Here is a 24,420-nt window from a genome sequence, read left to right on the forward strand (position 1 = left end):
CCTTTTTTTTCTTGGAAATTACATCAACAAAAGGAGAAGAATTTTGTTATGATAAGGGAGGGTGAGGAAAGGAGAATTTACATAATGGGGTATATTGAAGAGTTACGCAAAGTTGTTGGGACAAGACCACTTATTCTCGTTGGATCAGCAATAATTATACTAAATGATAATCAGGAAGTATTGCTTCAATATCGTTCAGATACATATGATTGGGGTGTACCTGGCGGCGCGATGGAACTAGGAGAAACGACGGAAGAAACTGCTCGCCGAGAATTATTCGAGGAGACGGGATTAACTGCAAAAATAATGCAATTTCTAGGTGTCTTATCAGGAAAGGAAGTATATTTCCGTTATCCTAATGGGGATGAAATTTTTAATGTTATTCATCTGTATCAGGGGCATCATGTGAGTGGAGAATTAAGGCTTGATCATGAGGGATTGAAGCTTCAATATTTTCCGGTAGATAAGTTACCAAAATTGAATGAAACGACAGAGAAAATTTTACAAAAATTTTTATATGCATTAACAGAATAGAAGGTTAATTCCTTCTATTTTTATTATATTAAATATTTTGATTTTTTAGTATGTTTATAGTATGATAGATGCAGACATACATCTTATGGAATTTCACCTAAAAACTGACTAGGGTACATAAGAGAGGGGCAAGTGCAAAATGCATAATGTTGTTATTACAGCTGCAGTTCGTTCGCCAATTGGAACTTTTGGAGGAGCGCTAAAAAATGTAACGCCAGTAGAATTAGCGGTTCCTGTACTTCAGGAAGCTGTAAAACGAGGCGGGGTAGAACCACACGAAGTTGATGAAGTAATTTTAGGTCATTGTATTCAAAGAACTGATGAAGCAAATACTGCAAGAACAGCTGCATTAGCGGCAGGATTTCCTGACACAGTTACGGGTTATACAATCCAACGCCAATGTTCTTCAGGTATGCAAGCAATTATGTCAGCTGCAATGCAAATTCAATTAGGTGTAAGTGATGTTGTTATTGCAGGTGGAGTAGAAGCAATGAGTTCAAGCCCTTATGCATTAAAACAGCACCGCTGGGGACAACGTCTACAGCACGGAGAAATTCGTGATACGGTGTGGGAAGTACTAGAAGATCCGATTCATCATATTATGATGGGTGAAACGGCTGAAAATTTAGTTGACCAATATGAAATTACAAGAGAGGAACAAGATGAAGTTGCGCTTCGTAGTCATACATTGGCACTGCAAGCCATCGAGTCTGGATATTTTGACGAGCAAATTGTTCCTATTACGATAAAAGAACGTAGAAAAGAAATAGTATTTTCGAAGGATGAACATCCACGTGCAGATATTACAGCGGAAAAATTAGCAGGATTAAAACCAGCTTTCCGTAAAGATGGATCTGTAACGGCAGGGAATGCATCTGGCCTTAATGATGGAAGTGCGGTTCTAGTATTAATGAGCGAAGAAAAAGCGAAAGAAAAAGGCTTACAACCGTTAGCTAGAATTGTTGGATATTCAGTAGCTGGAGTAGATCCGAAAATTATGGGTATTGGACCAGCACCAGCAATTCGTAAAGGGTTAGAAAAAGTAGATTGGTCATTAGAAGATGCTGATTTACTGGAAATTAATGAAGCTTTCGCGGCTCAATACCTAGCTGTAGAGAAAGAATTAGGTTTAGACCGTGAAAAAGTGAATGTAAACGGTAGCGGTGTAGGACTTGGACATCCAATCGGTTGTACAGGAGCTCGTATTACTGTAAGTTTAATTCATGAATTGAAGAGACGCGGTTTAGAAAAAGGAATTGCTTCTCTATGCGTCGGTGGCGGTATTGGGGTAGCATTATTTATAGAAGCACTATAAAAAAGAAGCAGCAATCGCTGCTTCTTTTTTATTAAGAATCAAATAAATGATGAAATAATCGATCACGATTTTCAAAGAAAAGTTTTGTCGTTTGGTAATGCTCGGTTTCTTCTAATGTGGATTCATGAATCCCTTCTTGTGTTAAAGAATATATAGTGGATTCAGGATAAGCCATTAAAATAGGAGAGTGCGTCGCGATAACAAATTGTGAACCTTGTTCCGCTAGTTCGTGCATTCGAATAAGCATGGAAAGTTGTCTCATTGGTGATAGAGCGGCCTCAGGCTCATCTAAAATGTATAAACCTTGTCCTGAAAAACGGTTCATAAATAAGGAAAAGAATGATTCACCATGGGATTGTTCGTGAAGTGAAACACCGCCATAAGATTTTATAGCGTCTATCTCATCAATATAAGAAGCAACGTTATAAAATGATTCAGCACGAAGAAAGAAACCGTCGTTTGGTGTATTGAAACTTTTAGAAATTCGAAGGTATTCATGTAAAGATGAATGTGAATCGTTTGTGCTAAAGCGGAAATTCTTCGTTCCACCTTCTGCATTAAATCCTAAAGCGATTGCAATTGCTTCGAGTAATGTTGATTTTCCCGTTCCGTTTTCTCCAATAATGAATGTTACATTTGGATGGAAGGCAAGTGATTGTAAAGTTCGGATAGCGGGTAGACAGTAAGGATATGCGGAAAAACTAGGGATATTTTCTTTTTTTAATGTGACATTTTTTAAAAAGGGTACGTCAATCAATATATAAACCTCAATTCATAACGGATTTTGATTCTAAAAAAGCAGCAAATACAAGGGTAAGACAGCTTGCAAATAGTATTGTATATTGAAGTGCGCCAAAGCCAAGACCTTCCCAGCCTAAAGTCATTCTCTTCCATATGAAAATAAAAAAAACGCTTATAAAACCAACGAGAGCAGGCATATATTTTATAATTTTTAAGTGCTTCCACAGAAAAAAGCCGATGTATGTAAGTACAAAGAAGATAAGCAGAATGAGAAAAAAGGCAAGTGTTAATGACACGTGAACCTCTCCTTATTTTCTGAATATTTCATGTGGATTATAACATGTAAACTATCATATTCCAATGTGAAAATAAATATTGCATCAAGATCAATTCTCTCGTTATGATAGATGGTATTCTATTGAAGATATGAAAAGGAGTTAAAACATGCCGTTTACATTTGCGCATCCAGCAGCAGTTCTTCCTTTTGTGAAAAAGCGTTCTCAATATATTTCAGTAACGGCTCTTATATTAGGCAGTATGGCGCCTGATTTTGAATATTTTTTACACTTTAGACCGTATGGTGTTATTGGGCATACATGGCTTGGATTCTTATATTTAAATTTACCACTTGTATTTCTGTTAGCATATATGTATCATTACATTTTAAAAAAGCCGTTTATAACACATTTACCTAAACCATTTGCTGGCTATTTTGCATATGCAGTAGATGAGAGGTGGGGGCTTCATACATGGAAGGATTTCTTTGTATTTTGCTATTCTGCTTTATTTGGTATGCTCACGCATGTCGTTTGGGATGCATTTACTCATAATACAGGCTATTTTGTTACGAAGATACCATTGTTACAAAGAGGATTACATAGTATCCCGGTGTATAAATATATGCAACACGGGAGTACATGTGTTGGTTTCTTATTACTATTATACGTACTATGGAAGTATAAAGATGAAACAGGGAAAGATTTTATGATAGCTTCAGAAAAAAGGAAGTATTGGGTTTCGGCAATCATTTTCGCAGCTCTAGTATTTATCGTTCACGCATTAGTAGATCCCTATTTTCATATTTTCCAAATAGGGGGTATAATAGTATCTGGACTGACAAGTTCCTTTTGTGGAATTCTCATTGTTTCTATAGTCTACAAAGCAAAGGACTAATTTATATTAATGAATGATAGTGTTAGGAGAAATTATATGATGAAAGCATGGAAAAATATTTTTGTTTTATGTAGTTTTCTTCTTATGTTAAGTGGTTGCTTCCATCAAGAAGAAAAGAAAGTTGAACCGAAGAAGAAAGAATCTATTCCTGAAACAAAAGAATATGGTGGGCGTGAGCTGAAAAAAGTAGGACAAAAAGTGAAAGAAACAGGGTGGGGTACTTTTAAGTTAGAACAGATTCAATCTGTAAATCAAACATTTGAAGTAGCACCAATGAAAATTCACATACAAGATGTAAAAGTAATCTCTTTATCGCAGATGAGTAAAGATGCAAAAAATGCATTAAAAGTATTTACGGCATTAACTCCTGAAGAAGTAAAGCGTAGATTAGGAGATAAAGTAAGTCAAGAAGATGCGGAGTTATATGCATCGATAAGTGGTACAGAGATTAGTGATACGATTCGTTACGTTGAAATTACATATAAGGTGGAAAATAGCGGGAATAAAAATATGCAATTTTTCTCTATGAATGATGTTACGATTAATGATAAGCAACATTTTAAAGTAGCAACTCAAAACTTTTTATATGATGAAGATACGCTCGTTGGTACAAAAAATGTATCAAGGGAAGACTATAAGCCTGGTGAAACAAGAGATGGTATTATCGGCTTAATACTTGATGATGGAAAAGAAAAGGTAAAGGATATTAAGTTTACAACAGATAATGTAGTCGCAGCAGATACAGAAACGCAAGATGTTGTAAAAGAGGCACAAACTTTTAATATCTCACTTTCTGAGTAGGGGATTTTTAAAAACATAAAAGAAAAAACAGTCAGCGTTAAAAATATTATGCTGACTGTTTTTTCTTTTCTTTTATGTATGAATCTACATTTTGAAAAGGTACCTTAATTTTAAATGCATCTTTTTGTTCATTAAATTGCTTTTCATTATAAGGACCAAAACGTTTATTATGCTTTACGTCAATAATCCAATAATGCTCACTTTTTTTATTTGCAATTGCTCCGTCAGGGTTATTCGGATCTGACTTTTCCTCAATTTGTTTTGCAATAATGTATTTATCATCCCAAGCTATGTCTGTAATTTTTGCAGGAATGTATTGTGTGGCATATACAGCATCTTGCGATGGGAAAAGTTCAAATGCATTCCCAGAAGTACGTATGAGTTCGTATTCATCGTTAATCGTATAAGTTATATGATTTGTATTTCCAGCACAACCGGCTAATAGGAATGCGACGAATAGGATTATCCATTTTTTCAATATGGGAACCTCCTTTACAATGCTGTTGTAACACATTGTACAAGAAAAGTAAGAGAAACGCTAGTTTACAATGTTTTTTAGAAGTGGTACGATGAGACGGGTAAAGAAGGATATGAAGGAGTCGACATAAAATGAAGTTAAAGATGCATCGTCCAGCGCTTGTAATGAATCGCATAGGTGCTTCCCTAATTGACATGTTTTTAATCTCGGTTATGTATGGTGCAGTAGTAGCTATTATGACCGGAAATTATAGTGCTATTTTTAATCGCTTTAATATTAGTTTTGGTGATTATAGATATGATCTCGCAGTAGTTTTTATATTAATGGCGATATATTTTATTTTGGTACCCTTTATTTGGAACGGTGTTACACTTGGTAAAAAGGTAACGAGAATAAAATTAATTTCATTGAAGAGTGAAAAGTTAACATTACAAACATTAATTATAAGATTTTTTGTATTGTTATTACCGAACATATTGCTACTTGGAATTCCGATATTATGTAACGTATATATGATGTTATTCCGCAAAGATAATTGTGGTTTTCAAGATTTAATTACAAAAACAAAAGTGATAAGTCTTGTATAATAAAACAGAGACCTTTTTATACATAAAATAAGAAGGTCTTTTTTAATTATATAAATATATTTTAAAGGATATATAATAAGAAAAAGTTAATCCATATCATTTTTGATTTCAATAGATTGAAAATTAAGAAAATGTTATAATGATTAAAATAATATCTTTATATAATAAGGGGGAAATTGAAATGACTGGGGGTAGCGTAATCTTTTGGGGGATTTTAATTTTCATCGGTTTAGTTTTCGATCAGCGTAATAGTAAGAAAAAAGAAGGAGTAAAAAAGTAATCGCTTACAAATTAATAAGCAACTTTTCTTGCTTGCAGACTAATCTCATAAAGGAGTATACTGAATGACGGTAAGACTTATAGAAGGGGTAATGAAAATGAAGCTTGCAGGAAAAGTTGCTATCGTAACTGGCGGTGGCATCGGTATTGGACGTAATACAGCTCTTTTGTTGGCTAAACAAGGCGCAAAAGTAATTGTGACGGACATTGATCAAGAAAGTGGACAAGCAACAGTGGAGGAAATTACGAATCTAGGCGGAGAAGCACTTTTTGTATCCTATGATATGGGAAAGCAAGGAGATTGGCAACGCGTTATCAGTATTACTTTGAATGCATTTAGTCGCATTGATATGCTTTTTCAAAATGCTGGTTTATATAAAATAGATTCTATTTTTTCTCGCCAACAAGAGAACGATTCCAATGTACTTTGTATTAATGACGTTTGGATAGAGATAAAACAATTAACGTCATCTTTTATGAAACAGCAAGAAGAAGTGGTGCTGAGTGACTTACCGATTTTCGGTATTATTGGCACGAAAGGACAATCATTTCATACAGTAGAAGCCCTCGTATAATAATGAAAACCGCCCTCAAAGTATGTGGACGGTTTTTTTGTATGTTATACAGAGGAAAATTATTTTTTAACGAATACGTTGTTCAGTTTGACTATCAAAGAAATGCGCTTTATTCATATCAAATGCTAGTTTAATTTGATCTCCAGGTGAAAATGTATGTCTTGCATCAACACGTGCTGCAAAATCTTGATCTCCAAGTTTCATATATAAAATAGATTCAGCACCTAGTAACTCAGCAACTTCGATTTTTGTTGTGAAGGCAGTAGATTGTGAAGCTTCTAAAAATAATAGTTCATCATGAATGTCTTCAGGACGAATACCTAAAACAATTTCCTTATTTACATAGCCTTGTTCACGTAACATCTTCATTTTTCCTTCAGTTACTTTGACTTTTAATGAATTATCTATAACGAAATCGGTTTCAGTCAATTTACCACGGAAGAAATTCATTGCTGGAGAGCCAATAAATCCACCAACGAAAATATTTTCAGGTGTTTCATATACTTCTTTTGGAGTTCCGATTTGTTGAATCTTTCCGTCTTTCATAACAACGAGACGTGAAGCCATTGTCATTGCTTCTGTTTGATCATGTGTTACGTAAATTGTTGTCGTTCCAAGACGGTGATGTAATTTAGAAATTTCTGAGCGCATTGCAACACGTAATTTAGCGTCTAAGTTGGATAAAGGCTCATCCATTAAGAATACTTTCGCGTCTCGAACAATCGCTCTCCCTAACGCAACACGTTGACGTTGTCCACCAGATAACGCTTTCGGTTTTCTATCTAAATATTGTTCCAGTCCTAAAATTTTTGCTGCATCTTTCACACGACGATCGATTTCATCTTTTGGTATTTTTCTAAGTTTTAATCCAAATGCCATATTATCATACACGCTCATATGTGGATATAAAGCATAGTTTTGGAAGACCATTGCGATATCGCGATCTTTTGGAGGGACATCATTCATTAGCTTACCATCAATTGAAAACTCTCCTTTTGAAATATCTTCAAGTCCAGCGACCATTCGTAATGTTGTAGATTTTCCGCATCCAGAAGGACCGACAAATACGATAAACTCTTTATCTTGAATGTGTAAATTAAAATCTGTTACAGCTGTTACATTATTATCATATATTTTATAAATGTTTTCTAATTTCAATTCTGCCATGGTATTGCCCCCTAGAAAAAATTATGCAAACGTTTTCTTTGAGTTCATTATAAACTAATAGATTCAAAAAATAAACAAAAAAATAAAACGTTTTCATTTATTAGAGGAATATTAGTAATTTGCGTATGTTTTCTTAGAAAAATAAGAATAAAAGTTGTAAGCGCTATTTTAAATTAAGATAGAATCTGTTATCATTCATTAATGAAAACGTTTGCGCCTTAAAATAGAGAAAATCGAATTATTAATGAAATGGGGTAGCATAATGGAAAAACAGTGGTGGAAAGAAAGTGTAGTATATCAAATTTATCCTCGTAGCTTTATGGATAGTAACGGTGATGGTATTGGGGATCTTCGTGGGATTATTTCAAAGCTAGATTACTTAAAAGAATTAGGGATTGATGTCATTTGGTTATCACCGGTCTATGAATCTCCAAATGATGATAATGGTTATGATATAAGTGATTATTGTAAAATTATGAATGAGTTCGGAACAATGGAAGATTGGGATGAGCTATTACATGAAATGCATGAACGTAATATGAAACTTATGATGGACTTAGTTGTTAACCATACTTCTGATGAACATAATTGGTTTATTGAATCACGTAAATCAAAAGATAATAAATATAGAGACTACTATATATGGCGTCCTGGAAAAGAAGGAAAAGAGCCGAACAACTGGGGAGCAGCTTTTAGTGGATCTGCATGGAAGTATGATGAAATGACAGATGAATATTATTTACATCTGTTTTCTAAAAAACAGCCGGATTTAAATTGGGATAATGAAAAGGTAAGACAAGATGTTTATGAAATGATGAAGTTTTGGTTAGAAAAAGGAATTGATGGCTTCCGTATGGATGTTATTAATTTTATTTCTAAAGAAGAGGGATTACCAGCTGTTGAAACCGAAGAAGAGGGGTATGTTTCAGGTCATAAGCATTTTATGAACGGTCCAAACATTCATAAATATTTACATGAAATGAATGAAGAAGTATTGTCTCATTATGATATTATGACGGTTGGTGAAATGCCTGGTGTAACGACAGAAGAAGCGAAAATGTATACTGGAGAAGAACGAAAAGAACTGCAGATGGTATTCCAATTTGAACATATGGATTTAGATTCGGGAGAAGGCGGAAAATGGGATGTAAAACCATGCTCACTTCTTACTTTAAAAGAGAATTTAACGAAGTGGCAAAAAGCATTAGAGCATACAGGGTGGAATAGCCTGTATTGGAATAACCATGATCAGCCACGCGTTGTATCTCGTTTTGGTAATGATGGAATGTATCGCATTGAATCTGCGAAAATGTTAGCGACGGTGCTTCATATGATGAAAGGAACACCGTATATTTATCAAGGAGAAGAAATCGGAATGACGAACGTTCGATTTGAGTCGATTGATGAATATCGAGATATTGAAACGTTAAATATGTATAAGGAAAAAGTGATAGAGTGCGGTGAAGATATAGATAAAGTGATGCAGTCTATCTATGTAAAAGGCCGAGATAATGCTAGAACACCGATGCAGTGGAATGATAAAGATCATGCTGGATTCACAACAGGTGAGCCTTGGATTACGGTAAACCCTAACTACAAAGAAATCAATGTGAAACAAGCGATCCAAAATAAAGATTCAATTTTTTATTACTATAAAAAATTAATTAACCTACGCAAAAATAATGAAATAGTTGTGTACGGATCATATGATTTAATATTAGATAATAATCCTTCTATTTTTGCATACGTAAGAACATATGAAGAAGAAAAACTTCTTGTTATTGCAAACTTTACGGCGGAAGAATGTGTATTTGAATTGCCTAAGGACATTAGTTATAGTGAATCAGAGTTATTAATACACAATTACGACGTAGAGAGTGGATCGATAGATAACATTGTATTACGTCCATATGAAGCGATGGTATTTAAATTAAAATAAGAAAAATCCTTATGCCACACCTTGGCATAAGGATTTTTTATTACCATTTTAAGATTGAGAATCCGTATGGAGGAAGTGTAACTTGTAATACACTTGCTTCCGCTGAAAATTCTTCGTTTGTATAAATGTTAATAATTTTCTTTCCAGTAACATGGAGAGGGAGTGAAGCTGTAACATCACTATTAGTCGGATTTAAAACGAAAAAGATAGTTTCATCTTCATATGTTTTCGTATAAGAAATATAATTATGTTCATCATTTGCTTCGATGAATTGGAAAGTACCATGTCCTCCAAATGCTTTATATTGCTTTCGTAATGAAATTAATGTTTGTATATGTGTAAATAATAGATGATCTTGTTCTTTCGTATCCCAAACCATACATTTGCGACAATCTGGGTCCATACCACCGTCCATACCAATTTCGTCTCCATAATAAATACAAGGAGAGCCGATGAAGGAAAGATGGAATACATAAAGTAACTGTAACTTATTTTTATCTCCGTTACATGTTGTCAATATTCTTGGTGTATCATGACTGTCTAGTAAATGAAACGCTGCTTCATTTACATTCATAGAGTAGGAATGTAGAGATTCTGTAATTTGTTTCATAAATTCATTTGCTTTAATGGAATCATTAGCAAAGTAAGACAGTAGAGCGTTTGTAACAGGGTAGCTCATTACAGCATCAAATTGATCTCCTTGTAGCCATGGAAGTGCATCGTGCCAAATTTCTCCTAAAATATATACTTCAGGATTTAATGCCTTTATCTCACTTCGGAATTCTCTCCAAAAGCTGTGGTCTACTTCATTTGCTACATCAAGGCGCCAACCGTCTATATTGAATTCTCTTACCCAATAACGCCCTACTTCAAGTAAGTATTCTTTTACATCTGGGTGTGCTGTATTTAATTTAGGCATATACGGTGTAAACGCGAAAGTATCATAATTCGGGAGTGGCTCCGTTACAATTGGAAATTCATGAATATGGAACCACTCTTTATAAGCAGACTTCTCACCGTTTTCTAGTACGTCTTGGAATTTATCGAAAAAGTATCCACTATGATTAAACACGGCATCGAGCATTACTTTTATACCGTGTGTATGACATGCCTGAACGAGTTCTTTGAACGTTTCTTTCGTCCCGAATTGCGGATCGATTTCCATGTAGTCAATTGTGTCATATTTATGGTTTGAATGTGCTTTGAAAATAGGTGTGAAGTATATTCCCGAAATTCCAAGCTTAACAAGGTAATCGAGGTTTTGAATAATACCAGCAAAATCTCCGCCGAAAAAATTAGTTGGAGTTGGCTCAGCGCTTCCCCAAGGAAGAGTGTTTTCTGGATTTAGTGCACGATCTCCATTAGCGAACCGTTCTGGGAAAATTTGATACCAAACGGTGTCTTTAATCCAAGAAGGTGCTTGAAACACATCATTTGCATGAATAAATGGCAAACAGAAAAAGTTACCAACGTCATCATTTGGAATACTGGAAAAAAATCCTCGCTCTGCATAAATAAGCGTTTCTGTATCATTTTTTAATTCGAATCCATAACGTAAGCGCTTAAATTTAGGCTCGATGGAAATGGACCAATAATCAAACAATACAGTAGAACCAGTTTTTTTCATCGGTGTGCTTGATGTAATCCATTTCCCGTCTTTCCATTCATAAGGATCACCGTAAATAAGAGTGGCGCTTTGAACATCTTCTCTTTTAGTACGTATTCGGATATGAATCGTTTTTTCATCATAAGCGTATGCGTAATTATCTTTTGGCCTATGATAAATAGCTTCTTTAAGCATATAGAAAATCCCCCTTTAATATCTCCATGCATATTGTTCCCTTAAGTATAATAATAAAGTATATGTTGCAAACGATTGCTTTTTGCATAGCTTTAATATTGCTTATAAGAGTAGTATTCATTTCATATAAAGTCAATGTATAAGGAGTGTAGTAATAATATTTTAAAATTAATATTTGCAAAATGAATAAAAGAATGTATAATGAGAGACAAATAGCGCAAACGTTTTCATAGATTGAGATATTGTTTGTGCTTCTATTAAACCATTTAATGCAAACGTTTTCAATTAGTAAGGTACATATACAATTTAGGGAGGTTTTTGGGATGAAGAAAGCATTATCATTATTAACGGTTTCAGCATTATCAATTGGTATGTTATCTGCATGTGGACCGAAAGATTCAGGGAAGAAAGAAGAAAGTAAAGCGAAGAAAGATTACGATCTTCTCGTTTGGGAAGATGATAAAAAAGGTGTTGGTTTAGAACCAGCAGTGAAAAGTTTTGAGGAAAAATATAAAGTAAAAGTAAAAGTCGTTGAAATGCAAATGACAGATCAAGTGAAGAAGTTACGCCTTGATGGACCAGCGGGGACGGGACCAGATGTTGTAACATTGCCACATGATCAAATTGGAAATGCAGTAACAGAAGGTTTACTTTCTGAAGTGAAAGCTGATGATGCTGTGAAGAGTAGATTTACTGAATCATCAATAGAAGCACAGACATATAACGGGAAATTATATGGTTTACCAAAAGCAATTGAGACACCAGTCTTTATTTACAATAAAAAATTAATGCCAAAAGCACCAGAAACGATGGACGAGCTGTTTAACTTCTCAAAAGAATTTACGAAGGATGGCAAGTATGGGTTTTTAACACTAGGAGATAACTTCTACTTTGCTAATGCATTCATGGCAGGTATGGGTGGTTATGTGTTTGGTGAAAAAGATGGAAAGCCAAATGCAAGTGATGTTGGATTAAATAATAGTGGGGCAGTACAAGGTGCTGAATATCTTCAAAAATGGTACAAAGAAAAGTTATTCCCGAAAGGTATTATCGGTGAATCGGGTGGACCTGCTGCTGATGGACTATTTAACGAAGGAAAAGCAGCATCTATCATGAATGGTCCATGGGCGTTCCAAGCAATGGAAAAGAACGGAATTGATTATGGCGTTGCTCCAATGCCGAAATTACCAAACGGTCAACCAATGAAAACATTTGTTGGGGTTAAAGGGTGGCATGTAACAAGTTTCTCTAAACAAAATGATTTAGCTACAAAGTTCACTGAATGGGTAACAAATGAAGAGAACGCAAAAATTCGATTTGAGAAAACAAAAGAAATTCCTCCAGTAAAAGCAGTAATGGAAGATCCAATCATTAAAGATAATGAAGCTGCAAAAGCAGTTGCAACACAATCTGAAAATGGAATTCCAATGCCGAACATTCCAGAAATGCAAGAAGTATGGAAACCAGCTGGAGATGCGCTTCAATTAGTTGTTACGGAAAAAGAGGCACCAAAAGCAGCACTTGACAATGCAGTGAAGCAAATTAAAGGTAATATTGAGGCAAATCATAGTAAGAAAAAATAAGGTGAAATTCGTGCCTCTCATATGAGGGGCATGAATTCTCTCCCAGAAAAAAGGGGGAAGGAACATGCAAACATCTATGGAACCAGCAAACGGTTTAAACGGTTCAAAGCATAGGAAAATGGCAACCATGTTATCTATCATTCCAGGCGTGGGCCAAATGTATAATAAGCAATTTGTAAAAGGGCTTATTTTTCTAGTATTAACAGGTTCATTTATTGTAGCCTTTGCTGATTTATTAAATATGGGATTATGGGGAATTGTAACGCTAGGTACAGAAGTTCCACGTGATCATTCTGTCTTTCTATTAGTAGAAGGAATCTTGGCACTCATCGTCATCGTTTTTGGACTCGGAATATATGCATTTAATTTATATGATGCATACCAAAACGGGAAGAAGCGTGATATAGGAACACCTTTAAACTCTGTAAAAGAGCAATACCGTAATTTACTAGATCAAGGTTTTCCATATTTAATGGTTTCACCAGGTTTTCTATTACTTATCTTTGTAGTTGTATTTCCAATCATCTTCGTAATTTTAATTGGATTTACGAATTATGATTTATACCACTCTCCTCCAGCTAAATTAGTAGATTGGGTGGGCTTCAAAAACTTTATTGATATCTTTACATTACCGATGTGGAGAGAGACATTTTTAAGCGTATTTTCTTGGACTGTCATTTGGACATTCGTTGCAACGACATTACAAGTTGCGCTTGGTATTTTCTTAGCGATTATCGTAAATCAGCCTGGTATTAAAGGGAAGGCAATTATTCGAACAATCTTCATTTTACCGTGGGCGGTTCCAGCATTCGTATCTATTCTTGTTTTCTCTGGTATGTTTAATGAGACATTTGGAGCAATTAACAATCAAGTATTAGCTTTATTTGGAATCGAAAAGATTGCTTGGATGACAGATCCATTTTGGGCAAAAATTGCTTTAATTATGATTCAAACGTGGCTTGGATTCCCGTTCGTCTTTGCAATGACAACAGGTATACTGCAATCGATTCCAGGGGAGTTATATGAAGCTGCTACAGTAGATGGAGCTACAGCTTGGCAACAGTTTCGTAAAATTACATTGCCACTTGTTCTATATGCAACAGCACCAATATTAATTACGCAATATACGTTTAACTTTAATAACTTTAGTATCATCTATCTATTTAACGGCGGAGGTCCTGCTGTAGCTGGACAAGACGCAGGTGGAACAGATATTTTAATTTCATGGATTTATAAGTTAACGATGACTTCGGCGCAGTACGGGAAAGCGGCAGCTCTTACAATGATCTTATCGTTAATCGTTATTACAGTTGCGTTATGGCAATTTAAGAGAACAAAATCATTCCAAGAAGAGGATATGATGTAAATGAATATTAAAAGACAAAAGATGTTACGTCTCTCATTAAGTTATCTCGTTATTTTCGTAATGTGTGCCATCATTTTCTATCCATTATTATGGATTATTGGCTCATCGTTTAATCCGGGTGATAGTTTATCTGGATCAAGTATTATTCCGCAAAATGCAACGTTAGATCATTATCGTAAGTTATTAGATTTAGAGAATAGTAATTATTTACTATGGTATAAAAACACATTAAAAGTAAGTGTTATAACGATGATTTTCTCAGTGTTAGCAATTAGTTTTACTGCTTATGCATTTTCAAGATACCGTTTTGTTGGAAGAAAAAATGGTTTATTAACATTTTTAATTCTGCAAATGATTCCAAACTTTGCGGCGCTAATCGCTCTATACGTATTAGCACAGTTAACAGGGTTAATCGATACGCACCTTGCATTAATTTTAATTTATGTAGGCGGAGCAATTCCAATGAATACATGGCTTATGAAAGGATATTTTGATACGATTCCGAAAGAATTGGATGAGTCAGCTCGTATGGATGGGGCAGGACATTTCCGTATTTTTTGGCAAATCATTATGCCACTTGCAAAGCCAATCGTAGCGGTTGTGGCGTTATTCACTTTCATCGGTCCATTTACAGATTTCATTTTAGCGAGTGTTATTTTGCGCACACCAGAAAATTATACGTTAGCAGTTGGGTTATATGAAATGGTAGCGAAGAAATTTGGTAATGAATTCACAACGTTCGCAGCGGGTTCAGTATTGATTGCAATCCCAATTTCAATTTTATTCCTATCACTACAAAAATACTTTATCTCTGGTTTAACTGCTGGAGGTACGAAAGGATGAAAAATGGGACATTATGTCCCATTTTTCTTTTCATCTCCCTATAAAAAGCTTTATAGGGAGATGAAAAGAGATTTGACATCACATATGAAAAGAAGTGAAATAAATAGTATATTATAGTATAGGAAAAAAGAGCTATATCCCTTACAATACATGGAGAGGGAGAATATGATAGGTATTACAAGATAGAATCAATGAAAGTTTATGATTGCTCCTATTACTTGCAACGGGTGCAAGATTAAAATATATAACAAAATGGCAGAGAAGTGAGAGGAGGGGGATTTTTATGACAGTTACAATTAAAGATGTGGCGAAGAAGGCGAATGTAGCACCATCTACCGTTTCTCGTGTAATTGCTGATAATCCAAGTATAAGTGAAAAAACAAAGCGTCGTGTTCGGAAAGTAATGAGTGAACTAGGGTATCATCCCAATTTAAACGCAAGAAACCTAGCTAACCAAACAACAAAAACACTTGGTCTTGTTATGCCAAGTTCTGCAAGTAAAGCTTTTCAAAATCCGTTTTTTCCAGAAGTTATAAGAGGGATTAGTTCATTTGCACATGTGGAAGGGTATGCGCTTTATATGTCGACAGGTGAGACGGAAGATGAAATTTTTAATGGTGTTGTAAAGATGGTACAGGGGCGCCAAATTGGTGGCATTATTCTTTTATATTCAAGAGAGAATGATCGGATTATTCAATATTTGCATAAACAAAATTTCCCGTTTGTTTTAATTGGGAAACCGTATGATCGAAAAGATGAAATTACATATGTAGATAATGACAATTATACAGCTGCAAGAGAAGTAGCAGAATATTTGATTTCATTAGGTCATAAACAAATCGCGTTCATCGGCGGTGGATCAGATTTACTTGTAACGAGAGATCGTTTGGCTGGTATGAGTGATGCTTTAAAATTAGCGGACATTGTATTACCAAAAGAGTATATTTTACATTTTGATTTTTCGAGGGAAAGTGGTCAACAAGCCGTTGAGGAGTTAATGGGACTACAGCAACCACCGACAGCAATTGTGGCAACGGATGATTTAATTGGACTTGGTGTGTTAAGTGCTCTTTCTAAAAAAGGATTCGTTGTACCAAAGGATGTTTCCATTATAAGCTTTAACAATGCTTTATTATCAGAAATTGCGAGTCCGCCACTTTCGACAGTTGATGTGAATATTTATCAACTAGGATATGAGGCAGCAAAAGCTTTAGTGGATAAAGTAGAGAATGCAGAGTCTACTGCAAAGTGTATTATTATTCCTCATAAATTACTAAAGCGCCAAACTTGCGATCATTATGCAACAAAAAGCTGAGAGTTTAACTCTTAGCTTTTTGTTGTAGAAAGGCCTCTAATCGATCACAGCCTTCTTTTAAAGTTTCAATACTATACGCATAGGACAAGCGAAGATAGCCTTCACCATATTCAGAAAATGCAGTTCCAGGAACGACAGCTAGTCCAGCTTCTTTGACAAGGTCAAGTGCAAAATCAAATGATGAAGATGTTAAATGACCAACATATGGGAATAAGTAAAATGCACCTGTTGGCTTTTCAACTGTTAAGCCCATTTGAATGAGTCGATTATATACATAATCGCGGCGTTTCTTGTATTGATGACGCATCATTTTTGGTGCATCTTTAGCAGCTGTTAATGCTTCAATTGCAGCATATTGAGCGATTGAAGTAGCACACGTTACGTTGTATTGATGAACTTTTAGTATATGTCCTGCTAAATAGCTTGGTGCGAATAATAGACCGATACGCCAGCCAGTCATAGAATGAGATTTTGATAAACCGTTAATGACGATAGTCTTTTCACGCATTTCTGGGAAATGAGCGATAGATGTATGCTTTTGTTCATATACAAGTTCGCTATAAATTTCATCAGAAAGGACGAAAATATTTTTATCTTTTAAAACAGTTACAATATCCTGTAATTCTTCTTTTGATAAAGTTACACCAGTTGGATTAGAAGGATATGGCAGTACGACGCATCTTGTTTTTTCTGTAATAGCATTTTCTAGCGCTTCGGCTGTTAAACGGAAGCCAGTTTCACGAACATCGATAAAAATAGGTGTAGCACCGCATAATCGAATAATTGGTTCGTATCCTGGATAAATAGGGGCAGGTAAAATAACTTCTGTTCCTGGCTCTAAAATCGTTCGGAATGCAATATCAATTGCTTCACTAGCACCGATTGTAACGATGGTTTCGTTTTCAGGTGAATACTGTAAATCGTAGTTATCTTTTACAAAGTTACAAGCTGCCTTGCGTAATTCTAGTAAACCAGCGTTATGTGTATAGCTTGTATAATTTTCTGTAATAGCCCGTTTTGCCGCTTCTTTTACGAGAGAAGGCGTAGGGAAATCGGGTTGTCCAATTGTTAAAGAGATAAGATTATCATAGTTTTGAATCATGTTAGAGAATTGACGGATTCCAGAAATTTGGATGTCTTTCACTCTAGGATTAATGAATTGTTCCATTGTATCTCCCTTTCTTCCGTTTGAAAATTAAGTTCATTTTAACATATTTTCTATGATTTCGCTTGCGTATATGTTATGTAGAAAGAGAGGGATAATAGAAAAAAAGCCGCTGTAAGCGACTTTTTAATATCCGTACTCCCAATCTATTTCATCTTCATTCCAAAGTACAGAGGATACTTTGCCAAGGTGAACAACTGATTCATTCACAGCACATGTGCAATTTTCTTCTCCGGTTTTATGCTGTAACTCTTCATATACTGATTTTTCAACATTTTCTAGAACGACCAAATTTTCTTCTTTTAAAACAAGCGTAGTACCCGCCATATTTATCTTCCTCCTACTAAAATAATGATCACTTATTTGTAAACATAGATAGTATGGATTATATGCTGTATTTTGCTATAGTTGTCCGTCTCATGAAGTATTTTTTATTTTCTTTGTAATCCGTATTCATTGTATACTGTCAGGCAGAAATTTGGTACAGGGTTTACATTCATTTCGAAAATCTGTAACAATTATTATGTGCTGTTAACAAAGAATTAACAAATATGTTAAGAAAAATCAAAATTTTAAAACAAATAAACCCGTAAAATGATATAATCATATCAAAATACATATAGGGGATGAGAGGCTATGGAGCTGATCCGTGATTTAATGATCCAAATTGCCATCATTATTTTGCCACTATTTTTATATGAAGCGATTCGTTTAAATCGTTATCAAGAAATGCCTCCGAAGCCGAACCGCTACTTTATTATGTTTTTATCCAGCATTACACTTATTCTCTCCATGACATACTCTATTTGTTTTGGTGACATTTGTGGGTATAATTTTCACCCAATCCCGATTGTTAGTGGTTTTTTATATGGTGGGATTGTTGGTTTAATCCCGGCCGTTATTTTTGTTGCATATGAATGGGCGCTAAAGGGAATGAGCCTTCTTCCGGTCATAGAAGTAATATTTCTATTGATAGTTCCATTATTTTTATCAAAGAAATGGTCTCTATTTTCAAGGGATAAGAAGCTAATTTTAGCATTTATGATTTCATCATTGTACGTACTTGTTTCTTTAGTGATTGGTATGATTAACGTTCTGTTAGAAACGGGGTTTACACCACACATTTCACACTTATATAGCGGATATATATTTGCTTCGCTTATTATGGTTATGACTATGGTATTTCAAGTGTACTTAACAGAATATTTAAACGAAAATGCAATATTACGTACAGAGATGCAAAAGTCAGAAAAGCTTAATATTGTAAGTGAGTTGGCAGCAAGTGTTGCACATGAGGTTCGAAATCCGCTCACTGTTGTTCGTGGTTTTATTCAATTGTTAGAAAGTACGGAAGATGTGAAGAATAAGGATTATATGCGTCTCGTATTAGCCGAATTGGATCGGGCAGAACAAATTATTTCAGATTATTTGAATTTAGCAAGGCCGCAAATTGAGAAAAAAGAACACATTTGCTTATCCGCTCAATTAATTGAAATGACAACTCTTATGTCATCATTTGCAGCGATGCAAGGTGTATATTTGCAAGTTGAGATTTCTGAAAGTCTTTATACGATCGGTGATAAGACGAAATTGAAGCAAGCTATTATGAATGTTGTTAAAAATGGTATTGAAGCAATCCAAGGAAATAAAGGATATTTAAAAGTAACGGCTATGCAAAAAGATGAAACGATAGTAATAAGAGTTAAAGATAGTGGTGTTGGAATGACGAAAGAACAGTTAGTAAGACTGGGACAACCGTATTATTCTTTAAAAGAAAAAGGGACAGGATTAGGACTTATGGTAACATTTAGTATTTTACAAGCGCATAATGGTACGCTGGAATATAAAAGCGAAAGTGGGAAAGGAACTGAAGCGATTATTATATTGCCAGCTGTAAGAAATAAGGAATAAAAGTTACCGATGGAAGGTAACTTTTTATTTTATATAGGAAAAAAATATTATTTTATTCAGATGTTTTTTCTTGTTTTGATCGGCTAAATAAACTTCTAAATGATTGAAAAAAACTTTGTTCTTTCGAAGCTGCGACTAATCTTTTTGTTTCTTGAATTTCGCGAATCACTTGCATAAGTTGTGCATCCCGGTTGCTGTCTTTATTATAAATTTGATTTACGAGTTTATTCATTTTTTCCTCTTGCTTGGATTCTCGTTTATACATATGATTCATTAATAAGTCCATCTTTTCTTTTTGCAGGGCATCTGTTTGAGCGGCATGATCTACTAACTCTTGTAGCATTTTTTCTTGAGAGCCTTCTTTTACATAAACTTGTTGCATCAATTCATCTAGCTTTTCATCTTTTAAACGATTTTGGGTAATAAGGGTAGAATTTTGATGAATAATTGCTTCATTTAATTGAGCGAGCATTTCAAGTTTTAACATGAACTCCTCAAAGTTACGCCCATCTTCTTTTTCTTTCGTTTGTATTTCTTGCTTATCTTGTATAGCGGGTACAGGCGGGGCCTCTTTTTCTTTTAAAATAATAGGTATCGTTTCTGAAATATCTTCTTGCAGTTTAGCAGCTCTTTCATGTATAGATTTCAATAGTTTTAAATCATCCAGTTTATAAATACGAGCATCAGCTGTTTTTGAAATGATATAACCATGTTCCTCTAACAGTTGGCTATATTTACGGACTATATGTTTTGGGATGCCTGTTTTATTCGTGACATCTTTCGTTTTATAGATAGCTTCCATGTTATTTCCTCCCCAAAAAGTATCGTATATATCATTTCAATCTTTTATGAGGACTTCCTTTAAAAAAGAATGTCGGAAGGTTATTAGTTTTCTACAGCATTAGTGAAAAGATGAAGAAAAATGAGAGTTTTTGGCGGAATGGCGAAGAAGAGCTAAAATAATGTCTGAAAACATATACAGGAGAAGTTTGTTATAATAACTGAGGAAAAGAAACTGGTAGAAGCATGGAGGTATACATGAAGCAATTAAAAGGTATTATCATTTCAATTATTGCAATTCTTTCTATTGTAGTAGCGGTTTATGAAGTACTTGTTCCAGAGGAAACAAGTATCAAAAAAACGAATGCATATGATCAAGTTCTAGAATTTCCGAAAGAGCGATATCCAGAGACAGGGAAACATATTACGGATGCTATAAAAGAAGGACATTCAGAAGTTTGTACAATCGACCGTGGTGGTGCTGCGGATAGAAGAAAATTATCGTTAGCTCCATACCCATCAAAAAAAGGGTATGATCGTGATGAATGGCCAATGGCGATGTGTAAAGAAGGCGGAAAAGGAGCACATATTGAATATATAAGTCCAGCAGATAACCGCGGAGCAGGGTCTTGGGTAGGAAATAAGTTAGATAAATACCCAGATGGTACGCGTGTGAAATTTGACGTAAAGTAGTAGTTGCATATTTCATAATGAAGGAGAAGGGGAACGATGGAGTTAACAATTTCTTATTCGCAATTAATGTTGATGAACTATGACGGTGATCAGCCTTACGTAGACTGGACGGATGAAGATTTTGAAAGAGGTTATGCGAAGGTGGATGGAACTTTTATTTTTGAAGCACTCTCTGATTATACTTGTGAAGTAAAAGTGACCCCTGGGAAACATATTGAGAAAGAAGAGGTGATTAGAACGGTTACAGTTCCTTTTACAGTTAAAAATGAATGTATCGTTGTAACAAGTATTCTTTCGAATAAATTCCAAATCCCTATTCCGAATGGTGAGTATACGGTTGTATTACAGGCAACTCCTCTTGAAGAACCAACGGATGATGAATTATATAAAATACAATACGAATTCTTTTTTGAAAGTAAAGAATAAAAAATGGGTTATCCTCAAAAAGGATAACCCATTTTTGTTATGCGTTTGTTTTTAGCAGGGAACGAGCATCTTTTGCTGCTTGCACCATGTGTTCTAAAGCCGGGATAACTTCTTCCGTTCTTCTCGTTTTTAAACCACAATCAGGATTAATCCAGAAATATTTAGGATCACATACTTCTAAAGATTGTTCTACGATTTTATACATTTCATCTTTACTCGGTACACGTGGGCTATGAATATCATATACACCTAGACCGATGCCTTTTTCGTATGTTGTATGTTTTAATGTGTCAATAAATTCACCGTGACTTCTTGATGTTTCGATAGAAATCACATCTGCATCTAATGCGCGAATCGCATCAACAATATCTTCGAAGTTACTGTAACACATATGCGTATGAATTTGTGTTTCATTTGCTACAGAAGAAGTTGCTAAAAGGAAGGATTGTACTGCCCATGTAATATAAGCATCCCAATCTTTTTCTTTTAGTGGCATTCCTTCACGAAGTGCTGGCTCATCGACTTGGATTACTCGAATTCCGGAAGATTCAAGTAGTTCAATTTCGTGACGAAGAGCTAATGCAATTTGATACGAAACTTCTTTTCTTGGAATGTCATTTCGAACGAAGGACCAATTTAAAATCGTAACAGGTCCAGTTAACATTCCTTTTACAACTTTCTCTGTTAAGCTTTGTGCATAAACTGTTTCCTTAATAGTCATTCCGTTAATAAAGGCAACATCGCCATAAATAACAGGTGGTTTTACGCAGCGAGAACCGTATGATTGTACCCAACCGTTTTTAGTGAATGAGAAACCAGCAAGGCGCTCACCAAAATATTCGACCATGTCAGTTCTTTCGAATTCACCATGTACAAGAACATCAAGACCAATTTCTTCTTGGTAACGAATCCATTTTTCTGTCTCTTTTTCAATAAATTGTTCATATTGTTCATTTGAAATAACACCGTTACGCCATTCTTTTCGAGTTTGACGAACTTCAGTTGTTTGCGGGAAGCTACCAATAGTCGTTGTTGGTAATAACGGTAACTCCAGGGCAACTTGTTGTAATTCGTATCGTTTTTCAAATGGAAGAGGACGTGAAAAATCTTCTTCTTTTAGTGCTGTTCGTGCTGCTTTAACATCTTCTCGGTTACGTGCAGCAGATGAACGAATTGTATGATGTACATTTCGGTATGTTTCCAGCTCATTACTAATGCTTTCTGTACCTTGAGTAAGAGCGGAATGAATAAGAACTAACTCTTCTAATTTTTGATTTGCAAATGCTAACGCATCGAATAGCTCAGTTGATAAGTGAGCTTCTTCTGTTTTATCAATTGGCGTATGCAATAAGCTACAAGAAGGCTGAACGATGAAATCTTTCGTTTGGACTTGTTTTTGTAACGTTGTAAATAACGTAAGAACTTCATCAAGGTCAGCTCTCCAAATGTTACGGCCATCTATACAACCGACAGCTAAAGTTTTATCAGCTGGGAATCCATATTTTGAAATAGCATTTAGATTACCTTCTTTACCATGAACGAAATCTAATCCAATACCGGATACAGGGAATGTAATAATTTCTTCATAGTTTTCTTCTACACTATCAAAATATGTTTGTAAAAGAAGATTCGCATTTGGAACTTCTTTACGAATAGCTTCATAAATTTCTTTTGCTTGTTGAACTTCTTCTTTCGTTAAAGAAGCAAAAATCGGTTCATCAACTTGAATGACTTGTGCACCAGCTGCATGTAGTTCTGAAATCAGTTGTACGTAAGGTGCAACTAACTGTTTTAAAATCGTAGCAAATTGCTCTTGTGTGTAGCCTTTAGCTAATTTTAAGAAAGTATATGGTCCTAAAATAACAGGTTTTCCATCTACTCCTAATTCTTGTTTTGCCTCTTCGTATAAGCGAAGTGGACGATTATCTTTTAAAGAGATTTGTAATCCCTCTTCATATTCAGGAACGATATAATGATAGTTTGTGTTAAACCATTTTGTCATTTCAGAAGCTACGTGATCTTTAGAGCCACGCGCCATTGCGAAATATACATCAAGGTAAGATGTAAACTCAGAAAAACGTGATGGGATAAATCCTAGCATATAAGCAGTATCCAAAACGTGATCATAATATGTAAAGTCGCCAATTGGAATGAGTTCAATCCCTTTTTCTTGCTGTACTTTTACGTGTTGAAGGCGAATTGTTTTCATCTTTGTTAAAAATTGTTCTTCATCGATTTTATTGGACCAAAAAGCTTCCAATGTCTTTTTCCACTCTCGTTGTAGTCCGATACGTGGATAACCTAAGTTACTTGTTTGAATTGCCATTTTAAATTCCTCCCTAATTGAAAGTAAGCATTTCCGTTTACTAGGAAATACCTATAACAAAAAGCATAAAGGCATAGAAAATAAGCCTTCCTTTTTGTTTTAACACCTCATCATCATCCGTGAATCTATCAGTGTTGTTAAAACAGGCAGGTCTCCTGACTTATGCTTCATATAATCTCTTTTACCTTCCCGTTTTCACAGTGGCATAGAAAAGAAATCTCAGCATTTACAGTGGCGGGACCGTGTTGGAGTTTCACCAAGCTTCCCTTTTAAACACGAAACAAAATTTTCGTGTACCTATTTTCCTTTTGAAAGGAAGTTAACAAGCGATATGATATTGAAACAAATTCTAACACAATTTTCGGAATTTTGTCTACTGTTTTAAAATAAGAAAATTCTAAAGTTTTTTATTTTTATTATTCGGATTATTCTGGTTTTTATAAGGCGAAGAAAAGTAAGAGGAATTGAAAGTAAGTACGATTAAACATACAAAGAAGTATGTACTTGTACAGAGCTAAGATGCTAGTTATGTTACTTGAAAATTAATCCATATTATGGAATAAGGAAGGGGATTGAATGGTTCATTTTGAAATAGTAAGTTATCACAAGAAAGAAAAAGGTT

At 34.9% G+C, this 24,420-nt stretch carries 24 protein-coding genes and 1 riboswitch; of the genes, 15 read left to right on the forward strand and 9 right to left on the reverse strand.

All coding sequences use genetic code 11. The features are described from left to right. Positions 1–84: 84 nt before the first annotated feature. Both JDS99_RS03990 and JDS99_RS03995 read left to right on the forward strand, forming a co-directional pair. Positions 85–534 (forward strand): NUDIX hydrolase, encoded by a 450-nt coding sequence (locus JDS99_RS03990; RefSeq protein WP_000540530.1) that lies wholly within the window; start codon positions 85–87, stop codon positions 532–534. 139 nt (positions 535–673) lie between these two features. Further along, the gene (locus JDS99_RS03995) at positions 674–1,849 is read left to right on the forward strand and encodes an acetyl-CoA C-acetyltransferase (protein ID WP_000552069.1); all 1,176 of its coding nucleotides are present in this window, start codon (positions 674–676) and stop codon (positions 1,847–1,849) included. A gap of 31 nt (positions 1,850–1,880) precedes the next feature. Here the strand turns inward: JDS99_RS03995 and JDS99_RS04000 are convergent, their stop codons facing one another. Together JDS99_RS04000 and JDS99_RS04005 are read right to left on the reverse strand one after the other, a co-directional pair. Then, positions 1,881–2,606: an AAA family ATPase gene (locus JDS99_RS04000; protein WP_000567976.1), complete on the reverse strand. Its 726-nt coding sequence runs from the start codon at positions 2,604–2,606 to the stop codon at positions 1,881–1,883. Positions 2,607–2,616: 10 nt separating this feature from the next. Next, entirely contained in the window at positions 2,617–2,886 is a 270-nt protein-coding gene (locus JDS99_RS04005; protein WP_088064331.1) for a hypothetical protein, read from the reverse strand. Between the two features lie 148 nt (positions 2,887–3,034). Here JDS99_RS04005 and JDS99_RS04010 point away from each other — a divergent pair, with 148 nt between their 5' ends. After that, positions 3,035–3,763, forward strand: a complete 729-nt coding sequence (locus tag JDS99_RS04010) for a DUF4184 family protein (protein ID WP_088064330.1) — start codon at positions 3,035–3,037, stop codon at positions 3,761–3,763. A 36-nt stretch (positions 3,764–3,799) separates the two neighbouring features. After that, positions 3,800–4,564, forward strand: a complete 765-nt coding sequence (locus JDS99_RS04015; RefSeq protein ID WP_048546181.1) for a CREC-EF hand family protein — start codon at positions 3,800–3,802, stop codon at positions 4,562–4,564. Positions 4,565–4,610: 46 nt separating this feature from the next. On the opposite strand, the gene JDS99_RS04020 is transcribed toward JDS99_RS04015, so the two are convergent. Further along, the gene (locus JDS99_RS04020) at positions 4,611–5,042 is read right to left on the reverse strand and encodes a DUF3997 domain-containing protein (RefSeq protein WP_000758773.1); all 432 of its coding nucleotides are present in this window, start codon (positions 5,040–5,042) and stop codon (positions 4,611–4,613) included. Between the two features lie 131 nt (positions 5,043–5,173). Here JDS99_RS04020 and JDS99_RS04025 point away from each other — a divergent pair, with 131 nt between their 5' ends. The 3 genes from JDS99_RS04025 to JDS99_RS04035 all read left to right on the forward strand — a co-directional run bounded on the left by JDS99_RS04025 (position 5,174) and on the right by JDS99_RS04035 (position 6,483). Next, positions 5,174–5,629: an RDD family protein gene (locus JDS99_RS04025; RefSeq protein ID WP_000769076.1), complete on the forward strand. Its 456-nt coding sequence runs from the start codon at positions 5,174–5,176 to the stop codon at positions 5,627–5,629. A 181-nt stretch (positions 5,630–5,810) separates the two neighbouring features. After that, positions 5,811–5,909, forward strand: a complete 99-nt coding sequence (locus JDS99_RS04030; protein WP_000145657.1) for a hypothetical protein — start codon at positions 5,811–5,813, stop codon at positions 5,907–5,909. A gap of 64 nt (positions 5,910–5,973) precedes the next feature. After that, on the forward strand, positions 5,974–6,483 hold the full coding sequence (locus tag JDS99_RS04035) for an SDR family NAD(P)-dependent oxidoreductase (protein ID WP_000218424.1): 510 nt from the start codon (positions 5,974–5,976) through the stop codon (positions 6,481–6,483). 66 nt (positions 6,484–6,549) lie between these two features. On the opposite strand, the gene JDS99_RS04040 is transcribed toward JDS99_RS04035, so the two are convergent. Continuing rightward, the gene (locus JDS99_RS04040; protein ID WP_000818929.1) at positions 6,550–7,650 is read right to left on the reverse strand and encodes an ABC transporter ATP-binding protein; all 1,101 of its coding nucleotides are present in this window, start codon (positions 7,648–7,650) and stop codon (positions 6,550–6,552) included. A gap of 262 nt (positions 7,651–7,912) precedes the next feature. Between JDS99_RS04040 and malL the strand changes: the two genes are divergently transcribed. After that, positions 7,913–9,589: an oligo-1,6-glucosidase gene (malL, locus tag JDS99_RS04045; RefSeq protein ID WP_097889648.1), complete on the forward strand. Its 1,677-nt coding sequence runs from the start codon at positions 7,913–7,915 to the stop codon at positions 9,587–9,589. A gap of 40 nt (positions 9,590–9,629) precedes the next feature. On the opposite strand, the gene JDS99_RS04050 is transcribed toward malL, so the two are convergent. Beyond that, the gene (locus JDS99_RS04050) at positions 9,630–11,390 is read right to left on the reverse strand and encodes an alpha-glycosidase (RefSeq protein WP_199694592.1); all 1,761 of its coding nucleotides are present in this window, start codon (positions 11,388–11,390) and stop codon (positions 9,630–9,632) included. Between the two features lie 323 nt (positions 11,391–11,713). Between JDS99_RS04050 and JDS99_RS04055 the strand changes: the two genes are divergently transcribed. From JDS99_RS04055 to malR, 4 genes are all read left to right on the forward strand, one after another. Further along, complete coding sequence (locus JDS99_RS04055; RefSeq protein ID WP_000709925.1) at positions 11,714–12,973, forward strand: extracellular solute-binding protein; 1,260 nt, start codon at positions 11,714–11,716, stop codon at positions 12,971–12,973. 64 nt (positions 12,974–13,037) lie between these two features. After that, complete coding sequence (gene malC / locus JDS99_RS04060) at positions 13,038–14,339, forward strand: maltosaccharide ABC transporter permease MalC (RefSeq protein WP_001194989.1); 1,302 nt, start codon at positions 13,038–13,040, stop codon at positions 14,337–14,339. Next, positions 14,340–15,182 carry a maltosaccharide ABC transporter permease MalD gene (gene malD, locus JDS99_RS04065; RefSeq protein WP_001022607.1) on the forward strand — a complete coding sequence of 281 codons (843 nt, stop codon included), beginning with the start codon at positions 14,340–14,342 and terminating at the stop codon, positions 15,180–15,182. Between the two features lie 283 nt (positions 15,183–15,465). Beyond that, positions 15,466–16,497 (forward strand): maltose operon transcriptional repressor MalR, encoded by a 1,032-nt coding sequence (malR, locus tag JDS99_RS04070; protein ID WP_048546170.1) that lies wholly within the window; start codon positions 15,466–15,468, stop codon positions 16,495–16,497. 4 nt (positions 16,498–16,501) lie between these two features. Here malR and JDS99_RS04075 read toward each other — a convergent pair whose 3' ends face one another. Further along, positions 16,502–17,665 (reverse strand): aminotransferase A, encoded by a 1,164-nt coding sequence (locus tag JDS99_RS04075; RefSeq protein WP_000434595.1) that lies wholly within the window; start codon positions 17,663–17,665, stop codon positions 16,502–16,504. Positions 17,666–17,788: 123 nt separating this feature from the next. After that, complete coding sequence (locus tag JDS99_RS04080; RefSeq protein WP_000929285.1) at positions 17,789–17,989, reverse strand: hypothetical protein; 201 nt, start codon at positions 17,987–17,989, stop codon at positions 17,789–17,791. A gap of 309 nt (positions 17,990–18,298) precedes the next feature. Between JDS99_RS04080 and kinB the strand changes: the two genes are divergently transcribed. Further along, entirely contained in the window at positions 18,299–19,573 is a 1,275-nt protein-coding gene (gene kinB / locus JDS99_RS04085) for a sporulation sensor histidine kinase KinB (RefSeq protein ID WP_000420378.1), read from the forward strand. Positions 19,574–19,625: 52 nt separating this feature from the next. Here the strand turns inward: kinB and JDS99_RS04090 are convergent, their stop codons facing one another. Further along, a complete protein-coding gene (locus JDS99_RS04090; RefSeq protein ID WP_000387495.1) occupies positions 19,626–20,375 on the reverse strand; it encodes a DUF3967 domain-containing protein in 750 nt (249 codons plus the stop codon). Between the two features lie 236 nt (positions 20,376–20,611). Between JDS99_RS04090 and nucA the strand changes: the two genes are divergently transcribed. Then, positions 20,612–21,046, forward strand: coding sequence for a DNA-entry nuclease (nucA, locus tag JDS99_RS04095; protein ID WP_000811502.1), 435 nt, complete (start codon positions 20,612–20,614; stop codon positions 21,044–21,046). A gap of 36 nt (positions 21,047–21,082) precedes the next feature. Then, positions 21,083–21,472 (forward strand): competence protein ComJ, encoded by a 390-nt coding sequence (gene comJ / locus JDS99_RS04100; RefSeq protein WP_199694593.1) that lies wholly within the window; start codon positions 21,083–21,085, stop codon positions 21,470–21,472. A 37-nt stretch (positions 21,473–21,509) separates the two neighbouring features. On the opposite strand, the gene metE is transcribed toward comJ, so the two are convergent. Then, positions 21,510–23,798: a 5-methyltetrahydropteroyltriglutamate--homocysteine S-methyltransferase gene (gene metE, locus JDS99_RS04105; protein WP_199694594.1), complete on the reverse strand. Its 2,289-nt coding sequence runs from the start codon at positions 23,796–23,798 to the stop codon at positions 21,510–21,512. A gap of 128 nt (positions 23,799–23,926) precedes the next feature. Then, a riboswitch (cobalamin riboswitch) is annotated at positions 23,927–24,114 on the reverse strand. Positions 24,115–24,420: the final 306 nt, after the last annotated feature.

Origin of the sequence: Bacillus cereus group sp. N6, from assembly GCF_016483705.1 — a bacterium.
In the GTDB taxonomy this organism is placed as follows: domain Bacteria; phylum Bacillota; class Bacilli; order Bacillales; family Bacillaceae_G; genus Bacillus_A; species Bacillus_A wiedmannii.

What these genes read in the sequence shown, in the direction of transcription:
- JDS99_RS03990 (WP_000540530.1), top strand. Translation starts at nt 85, where the DNA reads ATGGGGTATATTGAAGAGTTACGCAAAGTTGTTGGGACAAGACCACTT.
- JDS99_RS03995 (WP_000552069.1), top strand. Translation starts at nt 674, where the DNA reads ATGCATAATGTTGTTATTACAGCTGCAGTTCGTTCGCCAATTGGAACT.
- JDS99_RS04010 (WP_088064330.1), top strand. Translation starts at nt 3,035, where the DNA reads ATGCCGTTTACATTTGCGCATCCAGCAGCAGTTCTTCCTTTTGTGAAA.
- JDS99_RS04015 (WP_048546181.1), top strand. Translation starts at nt 3,800, where the DNA reads ATGATGAAAGCATGGAAAAATATTTTTGTTTTATGTAGTTTTCTTCTT.
- JDS99_RS04025 (WP_000769076.1), top strand. Translation starts at nt 5,174, where the DNA reads ATGAAGTTAAAGATGCATCGTCCAGCGCTTGTAATGAATCGCATAGGT.
- JDS99_RS04030 (WP_000145657.1), top strand. Translation starts at nt 5,811, where the DNA reads ATGACTGGGGGTAGCGTAATCTTTTGGGGGATTTTAATTTTCATCGGT.
- JDS99_RS04035 (WP_000218424.1), top strand. Translation starts at nt 5,974, where the DNA reads ATGACGGTAAGACTTATAGAAGGGGTAATGAAAATGAAGCTTGCAGGA.
- JDS99_RS04040 (WP_000818929.1), bottom strand. Translation starts at nt 7,650, where the DNA reads ATGGCAGAATTGAAATTAGAAAACATTTATAAAATATATGATAATAAT.
- malL (WP_097889648.1), top strand. Translation starts at nt 7,913, where the DNA reads ATGGAAAAACAGTGGTGGAAAGAAAGTGTAGTATATCAAATTTATCCT.
- JDS99_RS04050 (WP_199694592.1), bottom strand. Translation starts at nt 11,390, where the DNA reads ATGCTTAAAGAAGCTATTTATCATAGGCCAAAAGATAATTACGCATAC.
- JDS99_RS04055 (WP_000709925.1), top strand. Translation starts at nt 11,714, where the DNA reads ATGAAGAAAGCATTATCATTATTAACGGTTTCAGCATTATCAATTGGT.
- malC (WP_001194989.1), top strand. Translation starts at nt 13,038, where the DNA reads ATGCAAACATCTATGGAACCAGCAAACGGTTTAAACGGTTCAAAGCAT.
- malD (WP_001022607.1), top strand. Translation starts at nt 14,340, where the DNA reads ATGAATATTAAAAGACAAAAGATGTTACGTCTCTCATTAAGTTATCTC.
- malR (WP_048546170.1), top strand. Translation starts at nt 15,466, where the DNA reads ATGACAGTTACAATTAAAGATGTGGCGAAGAAGGCGAATGTAGCACCA.
- JDS99_RS04075 (WP_000434595.1), bottom strand. Translation starts at nt 17,665, where the DNA reads ATGGAACAATTCATTAATCCTAGAGTGAAAGACATCCAAATTTCTGGA.
- JDS99_RS04080 (WP_000929285.1), bottom strand. Translation starts at nt 17,989, where the DNA reads ATGGCGGGTACTACGCTTGTTTTAAAAGAAGAAAATTTGGTCGTTCTA.
- kinB (WP_000420378.1), top strand. Translation starts at nt 18,299, where the DNA reads ATGGAGCTGATCCGTGATTTAATGATCCAAATTGCCATCATTATTTTG.
- JDS99_RS04090 (WP_000387495.1), bottom strand. Translation starts at nt 20,375, where the DNA reads ATGGAAGCTATCTATAAAACGAAAGATGTCACGAATAAAACAGGCATC.
- nucA (WP_000811502.1), top strand. Translation starts at nt 20,612, where the DNA reads ATGAAGCAATTAAAAGGTATTATCATTTCAATTATTGCAATTCTTTCT.
- comJ (WP_199694593.1), top strand. Translation starts at nt 21,083, where the DNA reads ATGGAGTTAACAATTTCTTATTCGCAATTAATGTTGATGAACTATGAC.
- metE (WP_199694594.1), bottom strand. Translation starts at nt 23,798, where the DNA reads ATGGCAATTCAAACAAGTAACTTAGGTTATCCACGTATCGGACTACAA.